This window comes from Bradyrhizobium liaoningense (genome assembly GCF_018130785.1).
GTDB lineage: Bacteria > Pseudomonadota > Alphaproteobacteria > Rhizobiales > Xanthobacteraceae > Bradyrhizobium > Bradyrhizobium liaoningense_A.
Genome location: NZ_JAFCJT010000035.1, coordinates 38,485 through 50,438, shown reverse-complemented (window position 1 = coordinate 50,438; position 11,954 = coordinate 38,485). Strand labels below are relative to the sequence as shown.

10 protein-coding genes and 1 tRNA gene are annotated in these 11,954 nt (G+C 63.4%); 5 read left to right on the top strand and 6 right to left on the bottom strand.

The window, feature by feature from the left end; translation table 11 throughout:
* Positions 1-304: 304 nt before the first annotated feature.
* Together JQ627_RS36410 and JQ627_RS36405 are read left to right on the top strand one after the other, a co-directional pair.
* A tRNA-Met gene (locus JQ627_RS36410) sits at positions 305-381 on the top strand.
* Positions 382-588: 207 nt separating this feature from the next.
* A complete protein-coding gene (locus tag JQ627_RS36405; RefSeq protein WP_212489151.1) occupies positions 589-1,497 on the top strand; it encodes a PhzF family phenazine biosynthesis protein in 909 nt (302 codons plus the stop codon).
* A gap of 140 nt (positions 1,498-1,637) precedes the next feature.
* On the opposite strand, the gene JQ627_RS36400 is transcribed toward JQ627_RS36405, so the two are convergent.
* Positions 1,638-2,675, bottom strand: coding sequence for a thermonuclease family protein (locus JQ627_RS36400; RefSeq protein WP_212489150.1), 1,038 nt, complete (start codon positions 2,673-2,675; stop codon positions 1,638-1,640).
* 158 nt (positions 2,676-2,833) lie between these two features.
* Between JQ627_RS36400 and JQ627_RS36395 the strand changes: the two genes are divergently transcribed.
* The 3 genes from JQ627_RS36395 to JQ627_RS36385 all read left to right on the top strand — a co-directional run bounded on the left by JQ627_RS36395 (position 2,834) and on the right by JQ627_RS36385 (position 5,112).
* Positions 2,834-2,995, top strand: a complete 162-nt coding sequence (locus JQ627_RS36395; protein WP_212489149.1) for a hypothetical protein — start codon at positions 2,834-2,836, stop codon at positions 2,993-2,995.
* 366 nt (positions 2,996-3,361) lie between these two features.
* Positions 3,362-4,582 (top strand): OpgC domain-containing protein, encoded by a 1,221-nt coding sequence (locus tag JQ627_RS36390; RefSeq protein WP_212489148.1) that lies wholly within the window; start codon positions 3,362-3,364, stop codon positions 4,580-4,582.
* Positions 4,583-4,623: 41 nt separating this feature from the next.
* Complete coding sequence (locus JQ627_RS36385; protein WP_212489147.1) at positions 4,624-5,112, top strand: DUF2059 domain-containing protein; 489 nt, start codon at positions 4,624-4,626, stop codon at positions 5,110-5,112.
* A 10-nt stretch (positions 5,113-5,122) separates the two neighbouring features.
* Here the strand turns inward: JQ627_RS36385 and JQ627_RS36380 are convergent, their stop codons facing one another.
* The 5 genes from JQ627_RS36380 to JQ627_RS36360 form a co-directional block, all read right to left on the bottom strand.
* Positions 5,123-6,619 (bottom strand): sugar ABC transporter ATP-binding protein, encoded by a 1,497-nt coding sequence (locus JQ627_RS36380; RefSeq protein WP_212489146.1) that lies wholly within the window; start codon positions 6,617-6,619, stop codon positions 5,123-5,125.
* A complete protein-coding gene (locus JQ627_RS36375) occupies positions 6,616-7,713 on the bottom strand; it encodes a hypothetical protein (RefSeq protein ID WP_212489145.1) in 1,098 nt (365 codons plus the stop codon). Before JQ627_RS36375 ends, JQ627_RS36380 begins: the two co-directional genes overlap by 4 nt.
* On the bottom strand, positions 7,710-9,827 hold the full coding sequence (locus JQ627_RS36370; protein ID WP_212489144.1) for an ABC transporter permease subunit: 2,118 nt from the start codon (positions 9,825-9,827) through the stop codon (positions 7,710-7,712). The genes JQ627_RS36375 and JQ627_RS36370 overlap by 4 nt, the downstream gene beginning before the upstream one ends.
* An 83-nt stretch (positions 9,828-9,910) precedes the next feature.
* Complete coding sequence (locus JQ627_RS36365; protein ID WP_212489143.1) at positions 9,911-10,927, bottom strand: sugar ABC transporter substrate-binding protein; 1,017 nt, start codon at positions 10,925-10,927, stop codon at positions 9,911-9,913.
* A gap of 41 nt (positions 10,928-10,968) precedes the next feature.
* Complete coding sequence (locus JQ627_RS36360; RefSeq protein ID WP_014498319.1) at positions 10,969-11,940, bottom strand: ABC transporter permease; 972 nt, start codon at positions 11,938-11,940, stop codon at positions 10,969-10,971.
* Positions 11,941-11,954: the final 14 nt, after the last annotated feature.

The following is an 11,954-nucleotide window of genomic DNA, read 5'->3' as shown; positions in this document are numbered from 1 at the left end:
TCTCCCTGAAATGGCGTTTGCCCCTGGTTTTGTTGCCCGCAAGCTGGCCCTTTGTGGAACTTCTGGCAAGAGCGCACCAAACGGGCCGGAAATCGGCCCAACTCACTGTCATAAAGTCGAAAAAAACGTCCCCGCGGCCCTTTCCAAAGGCAGCCCGGGTTGGTACATACGCCTCGCACCCGAGGGGCTTTGCCCCGGGGTTGCCTTCCAAGGAAGCCTTTGGGACGCGAGAGCAAGCCACGCGAATAGCGCCGGCCCTCATTCATCGTCCCCGGCATTTCGGCAAAGGCGCGCAACGGTTTAACGCGGGGTGGAGCAGCCCGGTAGCTCGTCAGGCTCATAACCTGAAGGTCATAGGTTCAAATCCTATCCCCGCAACCAAATTCGGACTTTACCGGTTCCGATACGAAAATGGCCCGCATCACGCGGGCCATTTTTGTTTTGCGACCTGCGCGGGCGCCCGCCTCAGCCGCGCAGAGCCCCTCAGCCAAATCGGCTCTCTCAGATGTCACCGCAATGGCTATACCATCGTCGTTGTCACCGCCGTCGCGCCTTCACCGTCCCACCTTCCATGAAGTGAGTTATCCGATGACCGAGGTCGAGCTTGTCAACGTGTTCACCCACATGGGTGCCGGCGGCAACCCTTGTCCGATCGTCGTCGACGCTTCGAACCTGCCCGATGGGGGAATGCAGTCGGTGGCCCGGCACTTCGGGCATGAGTCGGGCTTCGTCCTTCCGGCTCCCAGCGACGACGCCGACTATGCCTTCCGGTTCTGGGTTCCGCGACACGAGATGGAGATGTGCGGTCACGCGACCATCGGCGCACTCTGGGTCCTCGCGACCAAGGGCCTCTTGTCCGGCGAGCAGGTCCGCATCGAGACACGCAGCGGATCGGTGACGGGCTATGTCGATCGTTTGGACTCGGGCGAACCGTCCGTCGAGATCAGCCAGCCTGTCGGCAAGGTCGTTGATCTCTCGCGTGCCGAAGAGGAGGACGTTCTGTCGACGCTCAAGCTGTCGCGCCGCGATCTGCTTGATATGCCGGTGCAGAACGCCGTCACGTCGCGCGTGAAGACGCTCATCCCGATCAAGGGCGTCCGCGAGCTCAACGAACTGGTGCCGGACCCGGCGCAGATCGAGGCGTGCTGCGGGCGGATCGGGTCCACCGGGCTTTACCCCTACGCAATGGACCATCAGGGCGAGCGGCGCTTCGAGGCGCGACAGTTTCCGAAGTCATCGGGCTACCCGGAAGATGCTGCCACCGGCATTGCCGCCGCGGCGCTCGCGTTCGGACTGCTCAAGAACGGCCTGGTCGAGCGCAACAGCGCGCGGATCACCATCATGCAGGGCCGGGCGATGGGGTCGTTGTCCGAGATCCGGGTGCGGCTCGGCTTCGCCGACAGCCGGCCTGTGGGTTGCCTGCTTGGAGGCTCCGTCACGCGCGCGGAGCAACATGTCTTGCAGCCTTGGCAGGTCGGCGCAGAGACGGCGCGCTAGACCCCGGCCTTCAGCGCTGTGTAGGCGGTCGTCCTTGGTCGGTGTTTGCGTAAGCCCGCAACCGGGTACGGAACTAAGCGCTCCGATGGGAAAATGGCCCGCCTTGCGCGGGTCATTTTTGCCTCGTGCCCCGCACGTCCTCAGAATTCCGTAATCGGCTTCCCATCCGCCCCGACCAGGCTCGAAGGCGCTTCCCCAAACACCAGCCCCTCGGGCTGAAACTTGATCGTCTTCCCGCCCTCGACGAACTCGGCAAAATTCCGCGGCGTGGCCGAGTGCACGCCGTTGGTGAGGAAGTCGCCGATCTCGTAGCAGGTGTCGGGCTTGCCACCGGAGCCTTCGCCCAGAAACTTCTGGAAGGTCTGGCTCGTCACCTTCGCCTTCTTGCGCGCCGACCAGTTGGTGTAGCGGCGGTAGAGCTTTGGCATGATCACCGGGCCCTTGTCGGTCGCGAGCACGTCGGTCTCGTTCCTCCTGGGTTCGCGCAGGTCGAAGTCGAAGGCGCCAACGGTCCTGGCGAGATGCTTCCAGACCAGCAGCTTGCTCGCGCGGGCGGTCTTCGTGAGCGCGAGGAAGGCCTTGATCTCGTCGTCGTTCATCGAGGAGTAGAACGTCGGATAGGCAAAGCCCTGTTCGACCAGCCAGTGGTTGATGTCGACGGTCTTGCCGCCGACCGTCACCTCGATGTCGCCGACCAGCCGGCCATAGGTATCGAACACCTCGTTCGGGGCATCAACATGGGTGAACACCCGGCAGGCCAGCGTGGCTTCGCCGGTACTGCCGAGGAAATCATGCAGCGCCTTGCTCGACGTCGCGCCGAGGAATTGCCGGTAGGAATGCGTGACCTCGTGATAGGCCTGCCGCTTGGCATCGCTCAGGCCCTTCTTCTCGGCGGCCGAGAGCGGCGAGGGTTGATAGTGCAGCTCCGGCGCGTCGATGCCCTGGAGGCGAATGGTGAGCTTGCCGTTCTTGATCGGCGCCGTCGCGGTCCGGCCCTTGACCTTGGCGTTGTCGAAGACATGAGTCGGCTGGAACGGCACCGAGTCGTTCTTGCGGAAGCGGATCGCGTCAGGGGCGATATTCACCACGACCTTGGTCGTGTCGGCGTCCGACCGGCCCTCCGGCCAGAACTGGCCGACATCGATGGTGCCTACGACCTCCAGCAGTCCAACGGGCATCGGCCGCTCCTGTCAAACCAGCGCGGCGATCGCCTCATCGAGGCAACTCGCATGCACTCCGAGGGGCAGCGAATCATTTTCGTGCGACAGGCCCATGACGAGAGATCAAGACGGGAGATGGGACAGGCGCGACAGGTTGTGGCGCGCAGCGCGCGTTCATGACCTTTTCCAGCAGGGGTTTTCCGGCCTCGAGCGCCGAGAACAAGGCAGCCGTCCTCGCCGCCCTGAACGCCGCCATCGCGATCGCCTCCGAGAGCGGCGCGCCGCCGCTCCAGCACAAGGCCGCGGCGATGTTGACTGAGATGCTGGCGATGAGCTGACGTGTCCCTTGTCCCTGTCCGGTGTGCAATCGTACCGCCGTGAGGTTTTTTTGCCACACGGGTCGTCTTGGTTTCTCTGGCAAAGCAAGGACTTAAGAGGCCCTATCTACTGTGGATGGGGTTGTCTTCGTCATTTTTAAAGGGAGGCGGTTACCTCCAGCCGGCTGCAGGGGCTCGTGACCTGCCGGGCGCCGCTTGTGCAAGAGACAGTGCGCGTGCCCTGATGACGAAGCCCCTTGCATGGACGCCAAGGTTGGTTTCCAGTCGACACCGGCCGCATGGCCAAGTGACTTTTGATTTACATTTTATAGCATCCCATTTTGCCGGCGCCGCGATGGCGCGACGCCAACCGAGAGAGGCGGGGCCATGAACATACGGGACCAGTCAGCTCTGTTGGCGCCGGTCGAGCGCGATCTGCGGCTCGATCTCTTCCGCGGCGTCGGGTTGTGGATGATCTTCCTCGATCACATCCCGCACGACGTCGTGGCCTGGCTGACCTTGCGCAACTACGGCTTCAGCGACGCCGCCGAGTTCTTCGTCTTCATCTCCGGCTACCTCGTCGGCTGGATCTACGGGCCGATCGTCGCCGGCGGCTGGTTTCTCGCCGCGCTGAAGCGGCTGTGGCGGCGCGCGGGCGAGATGTACGTTGCCCACATCATGCTGTTCCTGTTGTTCACGGCGCAGATCGCCCGCACGGTCAGGAGGTTCGACAACCCGATGTATGCGGACGAGTTCAACGTTCACAATTTTCTCGACCATCCGGACATCCTGATAGGTCAGGCGCTATCGCTGCGCTACAAGCCGGTCAATCTCGACGTGTTGCCGCTCTACATCACGCTGGTGCTCGCCGCGCCCTTCATCGTGTGGGGCCTGGTGCGTCGGCCGAACCTGACGCTGGCCGCCTCCGTCGTGCTGTATGTGTTGGCGCGCCGGTTCGACTGGAACATCGCCTCCTATCCGCCCGGCACGACCTGGTACTTCAACCCGTTCTGCTGGCAGCTGATGTTCGTGTTCGCCGCCTGGTGTGGCGTCGGCCAGATCGACAAGATCGCGACATGGGTGTGGTCGAAGGCGGTGATGGGACTGGCGGCGGCCTGGCTCGCCTTCGCGTTTCTGATCGTGATGACCTGGCACATTCCTGCGCTCGAGGCGCTGATCCCGAAATGGATGATCAAGGCGATCTACCCGATCGACAAGACCGACCTCGACATGCTGCGCTTCACGCACTTTCTGGCGCTGGCGATCTGGATGACCTATTTCATCCCGCGCCACTGGAAAGCGTTGCGTTCGAGATGGGCGCACCCGGTCATCCTCTGCGGCCAGCATTCGCTGCCGATCTTTTGCCTCAGCGTGTTCCTGTCGTTCTCGGCGCACTGGATCCTGATGCAATACACGAGGGGCGTCTGGGAGCAACTCGCCGTCTCGTTCGCCGGCTTCGTCATCATGTTCGGGGCGGCGTGGCTGCTCGACCGCGCCGAGCGGGTGCCCAGCCTCTTCGTCAAGGTGACGGATGTCGACGACGAGCGGGAGGCCGCCGCCGAAGGCGTGCCGGTAACGGTCATCGGCGCGGCTCCGGCTCGCCGCTGACAACACATCGCGTCGCCGGGACGATTTTTCGGGAGAGATGCATGTCGAGATTTTTGTTGACGATTGCCGGCGCCCTCCTGCTCCTCGTCTGCAACGCGTCGGCGCAAGGGCCGTCGCCCGAGGCGATGGATGCTGCGCGAAAACTCGTCGTCACGCTGAAGATCGCAGATCAGTATCGCGCGGCGCTCCCGCAACTCCTGCTCAAGCTGAGACCCGTGGTCGCACAGGACCGGCCTGAGATCGAGCACGATTATGATGCAATGACGGCGCCGGGCTCCGACATCTACGCGCCGTTCTTTGCCTCGATGATCGACCAGATCGCCACTCTCTATGCCAAAAACTTCACCGTCGACGAGCTGCGCCAGATCGAGGCGTTCTATGCCCAGCCTGCTGGCCGGAAGTTTATGGAAAAGTCCGACGCGCTGGCGCAGGCGAGCGCGCAGATCGGCCAGGACGTCAGCCAGAAGGCCGCCGACGAACTAAAGCTGCGTCTCATCGAGGCGCTGCGCCAGAAAGCGCGCAAGCCGTAGATCGTCATGCTCAGTGGATCGCCGCGTACATGATCTTCTCCTCCGTCGCGTCGAGCGCGGAGAATTCCTCCACGACCTTGCCCTGCCGTGAGACCAGGATCCGGTCGGAGAGCGCCATGATCTCGGGCAGGTAGGATGAGATGACCACCACCGCCTTGCCCTCGTCGGCGAGTTGGTTGATCAACTCGTGGATCTCGACGATGGCGCCGACGTCGACGCCGCGGGTCGGCTCGTCGAAGATGATCAAGTCCGGTTCCTGCACCAGCGACTTGGCGATCACGACCTTCTGCTGATTGCCGCCGGAAAGCTCGACCACCTTGCCGTCGTTGCCGATCGCGCGAACCTTGAGCCGTTCGATCCAGGTCCTGCCGATCGCCTCGTTTTCTCGCTGCGACAGCATCATGCGGCCCTTGGGAAATTTCGACAGAAGGCCGAGATAGATGTTGCGTGCGATCGAGGACGTCTCGAAGAAGCCCTCGACCTTGCGGTCCTCGGTGACATAGGCGATGCCCGCCTTGACCGCCGGCGCCGGCACCCGGTAGCGCACCGGCTTGTCGTGCAGCAGGATCTCGCCTCCGTGGAAGAAGTCGCGCTTGAGCACCCCTGAGACGATCTTGAACGTTTCGGTGCGGCCGGCACCGACGAGGCCGAATACGCCGGTGATCTGCCCGGCGAACACCGACAGCGAATTGTTCTTCACCATCGGCGCCATCTTCAGGTTCTGCACGGTGAGCACGCGCGCGCCGGGCGGCCGCACGCTGCTCTTCCGCGCGCCGTAGAGCGTGTTGGAGAGGTCGCGCCCGACCATGGCCTGCACGATCGCCGCGCGGTCGAACTTGGCGGCGTCGTCGGTCACGACATGCTTGCCGTCGCGCAGGACCGTGATGCGGTCGGCGAGCAGCAAAGCTTCTTCCAGGGCGTGCGAAATGAAGACGATCGAGACCCCGCGCTTCTTGAGATCGCGGACAAGGTCAAAGAAGTATTTCTTCTCTTCCGGCGTCAGCGACGCCGTCGGCTCGTCGAAGATGATGACCTTGGCGCGGTGCAAAACCGCGCGCGCGATCTCCACCATCTGCTTCTTGGCGGCGCCGAGGCCGCCGACGGTGGCGGTTGGCGTGACGTCGAAATTGAGCGATTGCAGGAACTGCTGCGCAGCGATGTAGATGCCGCGCAGGCGGTTATAGAATTTCTCCTGCCCGAGAAACAGATTCTGCGCGACAGTCATGGTCGGCACCAGGCTGTTTTCCTGGAACACCATGGCGATGCCGAGATTGCGCGCCTCCAGCGGTGTCCGTGGTGCGACGTCGGCGCCGTCGATCGTCATGGTCCCCGAGGTCAGTGTCACCACGCCGGCCATCACCTTGGTCAGTGTCGATTTGCCGGCGCCGTTCTCGCCGACCAGCGCGTGGATCTCGCCGCGGCGTAGATCGAAGTCGACCCCGTCGATGGCGGGCACGCCGGCGTAAAGTTTTGTGGCCTTGCGCAGCGAGAGTGCGATGTCGCTCATGAGCGGAACTCCTCGGCAAGACCGGACAGCGGCAGTCGCAGCACGCGGCCCGGTCCTTTGGCGATCAGGACGAGATCGCCGCCCATCTCGATCGCCGCAACGATACCGTGATTGGCGCCGTCGACCCGGCTGTGCAGCGAATAGAGCGGTTGGCCATCTGCATCGAGTCGGATGACGAGGCCATAGGAGCGCGGCGGCGCCCAGGGCTTGATCACGCCCATGGTCTTGATGTGCGCGCCCTGCATCGGCTCCTTGAACGAGAAGCCCGAGCGCAGCCGTGGGGCCACCCAATATGCCGGATCGATCTCTGCCATCATGCGGCGGCGGTAAGCAGGCTCGCGCAACACGAACTCGATCAGCTGGGTGCGCGCAGTGAAGGCGGTGAGCCAGTAGCCGCCGCTCGAGGCTTTTGACAGCCGCGACGGATAGACGGGTAAGTGAGCAAGGACGGTTCGCGCCGATGTACCCGGTGCCACGAGCACGAGGCGGTGACGCCAGCTCTCGCTGACCAGCACGCCGTTGCCATGCGCGCAGGCACCGAAGGCATGGCCCAGTCCCTGGGCCAGCGGTGTCACGGTCTTGCTGGCGGGATCGAGCCTGAACACCCGGCCGCTCCGGTTGAGCTCCATCAGGTCGCGTGCCCAGTCATCGACGCCGCATGTCGCCGAGCCGTCCGTCGCGATCAGCGTGTTGTCGCCCGCGAGCGTCAGTGCGTTGACGGCATTGAAGGCGCTATCTGCAAACGTAGCGTTCGGCTGCTCTGCAGAGGGATTTGCGTAGAGACGCACCTCGCGCCCCCCGAGCGCGACCGCAAGGCCGCCGCCGGGCAGGGCACACAGCGCCGAGATCGGCCGCTCGAAGCTGCGGACCTCCGATGCCGTGCCGTCATTCAGAGACATCAGCCGCTGGCCGGCCGCGATGAAGAGATTGCGGCCATCGGTGGCGAGATCCTCCGGCGCCTCGCATATCAGCAGGGTCTCGGCCGCTTCCAGCTTCTGGTTGGGCTTCAATGCGCCGTCGAAGGACGGCACGGTGATGGTGGCGTCGCCGCGCCCGAGAAAGCGGTTGGCGAACTCCCTGACGGCCGCGATCACGATTGCTTCCCCCACCGCTTGTCGTACTGGACGAAGTTCGGATCGGAGTTATCGAGCTTGTAGCGGCCGATCCGGTTGTTGAGGATGCCGCCGAGATAGAGATAGCCGCGATGCTCGCGCATCGAGGTGATCATCGGATGGTTCTCGCCGCGCAGGTCCCAGAACGATTCGACGATCTTGCCCTGCTCGTTGAACTTGACCACGCAGCCGGTGTTGATGTTGGGGAACAGCCATTCGTCCACCGGCACGCGCTTGCCCATGCGGCGGCGGAAGCCAGGCATCTTCCAGGCGAGGTCGAGCGAGGGGCTACGCATGCCGACTAGCGCCAGCCAGTAATTGCCGTCGGAGGCGAGGTTGATGTTATCGGGGTAGCCAGGCAGATTGTCCATGACGACCTCGACCTTGCCCTTCTTTGGTCCTGCGAAGTAGTAGCGCTTGATCGAGCAGCCGAAGGTTTCGGCGAATAGAATCGACTGGCCGTCGCTGGCGACGCAGATGCCGTTGGGGAATTTGAGGCCGCGCAACTCGGTGCGCGTCACGCCGGTCTTGGTGTCGTAGCAGATGATGCGGCCATTGCCGCGCGCCTCGAGGCCGTCGATCGGCCACTCGTCCATCTCGTAACGCACGGTGGCCTCGGAGAAGAAGATCAGCCCGTCGTCGGTAATGTCGAGATCGTCGGCGAGCCGCAGGCGGCTGTCGTCGTTGACCGAGCGCATGCTGCGATTGGTCTCATCGGTGGCTTTTTCCACCGTGCCGTCAGGCTTGATCCGGTAGAGCCCCATGCCGCCGATGCAGACGTAGAGATTGTCCTCGCGGTCGAAGGCCATGCCGAGCGGCTGGCCGCCGATATGGGCGAACACCTCCATCTTCTGATAGTCGGGCGCGAGGAAGCGCATGATGTCGCCGTGGCGCGATCCCGCGTAGAGATTGTCGTGGCGGTCGAGGATGACGTCCTCCGGCGCCTCGATGCGGCCGAGGCCGATCGACTCGACGTTGCGCAGCTTGTCGTTCTGCTCGAACGGGCCGCCTTGCCCGATCTCGGTCGGCGGAGGCGGAGGTAGCGCGTGATAGGTTGGCGCAACGTAGACCTTGCTGATGATGCGGGTTCGGTTCTTCTGCCAGCGGATGTCGACCATGGCAGCAACGAGCAAGATGCCGGCAAGCGCCATCCGGTTGACGCCGCCACGTGCATTCATGGTCGTCAGGCCATTGGTGATCAGGAGCACGATCAGCACCCCGACTGCCGATTTGGCGACCGAGCCCTTGCCGCCACCGAGCGTGATGCCGCCGAGCACTGTCGCCGTCAGCACGATCACCTCCAGTCCGACGCCGATGTCGCCACCGACGGTGCCGAGCCGCGACGCGAAGAACAGCGCGCCGATGCTGGTCAGCACACCGCTTGCGACGTAGCAGAGCGCGATGGTGCGGCGGACGGGAATGCCGGAATTGTACGCCGAACGACGCGAACCGCCGATCGCGGTGATGTGCCAGCCCGGGCGCAGCCGGGTCATGAAGATATGGCCGAAGATGGCGATGACGATATAGACGAGCGCCACGGTCGGAATGCCGAAGATGCTGCCGCCGCCGATGAAATCCCAGGACGGAATGTCGGGGAAGGCCGACGCGATCGCGTTGGAGTAGCGCTGGATCAGGAGATCGTAGGCCGAGCGGTAGATGATCAGGGTGATCAGCGTGGTGATGAAGGCCCGAAGTCGCAAATATCCGATCAGGATGCCGTTGACGGCGCCGAGCAGCGCACCGCAAAGCAGGGTGGCCGCCACCACCGCCGGGACCGGCCAGCCCAGCACGTCGAGAAGATAGAGGGCACAGAAATCGGTCAGTGCGAAGATCGAACCGACGGAGAGGTCGATGCCGCCGACGATGACGACCAGCGCTAGCCCGAGCGCGATGAAGCCGATCTCTCCGGCCTGGCGCGCGGTGTCGGCAAGGCTCGCCGGCGACAGGAAATTGTCGATGGACCGGCTGAGCGCGAGGCCGACGATCAGGAGGAGGATGACCGGGATAGCTGTCTCGGTCCATCGCTTGGACAGGATTTCACCGAGGAGATGATCGGGCCAGTAGCGGTAACGCAGGCTTGTCAGAGTGTCGCGCATCGGAATTCCGGGACCTTGCAAGTTTCGAGACCACGTCCCGGACGTGAGATCGTCCGGGACGCCAGGGTCTTGCGTCGCGACAATTATTTCTTGAGGTCGCTGAGATTCCAGCAGGCCATCTGGCTATCGGCGTTCTCCTTGGTGATCGGAATCAGCGTGGTGTATTCCGAGCCCTTGACGGAGCCGGGCTTGATACCCGACGACAGCAGCCATTTGATAGTGCCGGCCATCTGCGCGGCCTGGGTCGGCACGTCGTAGCTCATGTTGAGATCGAACGCGCCGGACTTGACCAGTTCGCACGCGCCCTTGCGCTCGCCGCCGCCGGAAGTTGCCACGAACACCTTGCCGATGAGGCCGGCCTCCTTGACGGCCGCTGCCGTGCCGATGTCCATGCCATCCCAGAAGCCGACGATGCCGCAGAGATCGGGATTCTGCTTCAGCACCGTTTGGGTGATCGCCTTGGCCTTGGCGGCGTCCCAATCGGCGGCCTGGCTCGACACCACCTTGATTTCAGGATGCTTGGCGAGCACGTTCTCGACGCCCTTCAGCGTATAGGCGCTCGCGGCGGCCGACAGCGCACCCTGGATGATCGCGATCTTGTTGGACTTGCCCTCGCAGGCCTTGACCACGCCTTCGGTCTGGCGTTCGCCGATCTCGACCCAATTGGCACCGACGAAGGCCGAGCTGCGATAGGCAGAGCCCATGTTGATCTGGATGACGTAGATGCCTTCGTTCTCGGCGCGCTGCAGCAGCTTGGCGTAGGTCTGCACGTCCGGATTATGAACCACCATCACTGCCGGCTTCTCCGAGATCAGCGAGGTGACGGCCTGCGCGCCGGCGTTGGTGTTCCAGTTGGCGTCGCGGATCACGAACTTGACGCCGAACGGTTCGAGCTCCTTCTTCAGTCCGGCATACCAGCCCTCGGTGAGGTCGAAATTCATGGCGACCGGCACATAGGCCACGGTCTTGCCGGCCAGTGCCTCCTTGAACGGCTTCTGGAACGGCTCGTCCAGACCCTGCTGGGCGAGGGCCGGCGCGGTCATTGCCGCAAGACCCAGTGCGGCAACAATTGCCTTTGTCGGGTTGCCGAAATGCTTCATTGCTTCCTCCTTGGTTGTGGTTGTCGTTATTGTTGGATCGCTCAGATGTCGCCCTGTTGTGCCGTTTCCTCGTTGCGCGGATTCAGGAAGGAATCCGTGATGACGGCGAGCAGCAGCACCACGCCCTTGATGAGATTCTGCCCGGCGTAGGAGATGTCCATGATGGTCATGCCGTTGAGCATCGTTCCGATAACGAGCGTGCCGATGACGACGTTGAGCACGCCGCCACGGCCGCCGGATAGCCCGATGCCGCCAAGCACGACGACTAGGATGACGTCATAGATGAGCGTCGAGTTGAAGATGCGGGTCGGCATCGAGTTGACGGATGCCGCCATCACGAGGCCGGCAAAGCAGCCGATCAGGGCGGTGATCACATATTGCAGGACGATGATCGGGCGAGAGGGAATGCCGGTGACACGCGCGGCGTAGGGGTTGTCGCCGATCGCATAGATATAGGCGCCCCAGCGGGTCTGCCGCAGCAGGAACGCGACCACGATGCAGGCGATTGCGAACATCCAGATCGACGTCGGAATGCCGAGAATGGTGCCTTGTCCGAGCCGCTCGAAGCCGTCCATGCCCGGGCTCCATTGCACGACGTCGAGCTGGAACAGCGCGGTCTGCCCGAGCCCGGCCAGCAACAGGCCCGTTGCCAGCGTCGCAAACAGCGAAGGGACTTCGGCATAGGCGATCAGCCAGCCGTTGACGAGGCCGAACGCGATCGTGAGCAGCACGGCGGTCAGCAGCGAGGCCGGCAGCGAGTGACCGTTCTGCACCATCTGGAGCACCAGTCCCGGCGGCACCGCAAGGGCTGCGATCAGCGAGATGTCGATGCCGCGTCCGATCACAACGATTGCCATGGCAAGGCCGAGGATGCCGAGCACTGCCACGTTCTGGAGCAGCGTCAGCATGTTGTCCGGCGTCAGAAAGCCGCGCAGGAAGATCGAAAACACAAGGAACAGCAGCGCGAAGACTGCGAAGACGATCTCTTGCTGATTGAAACGAAAGCGCTTCATCCCCGTCTTGCCTT

Coding starts and splice junctions, on each gene's coding strand:
- JQ627_RS36360 (WP_014498319.1), bottom strand. CDS start 11,940: ATGAAGCGCTTTCGTTTCAATCAGCAAGAGATCGTCTTCGCAGTCTTC.
- JQ627_RS36380 (WP_212489146.1), bottom strand. CDS start 6,619: ATGAGCGACATCGCACTCTCGCTGCGCAAGGCCACAAAACTTTACGCC.
- JQ627_RS36400 (WP_212489150.1), bottom strand. CDS start 2,675: ATGCCCGTTGGACTGCTGGAGGTCGTAGGCACCATCGATGTCGGCCAG.
- JQ627_RS36390 (WP_212489148.1), top strand. CDS start 3,362: ATGAACATACGGGACCAGTCAGCTCTGTTGGCGCCGGTCGAGCGCGAT.
- JQ627_RS36365 (WP_212489143.1), bottom strand. CDS start 10,927: ATGAAGCATTTCGGCAACCCGACAAAGGCAATTGTTGCCGCACTGGGT.
- JQ627_RS36395 (WP_212489149.1), top strand. CDS start 2,834: ATGACCTTTTCCAGCAGGGGTTTTCCGGCCTCGAGCGCCGAGAACAAG.
- JQ627_RS36385 (WP_212489147.1), top strand. CDS start 4,624: ATGTCGAGATTTTTGTTGACGATTGCCGGCGCCCTCCTGCTCCTCGTC.
- JQ627_RS36370 (WP_212489144.1), bottom strand. CDS start 9,827: ATGCGCGACACTCTGACAAGCCTGCGTTACCGCTACTGGCCCGATCAT.
- JQ627_RS36405 (WP_212489151.1), top strand. CDS start 589: ATGACCGAGGTCGAGCTTGTCAACGTGTTCACCCACATGGGTGCCGGC.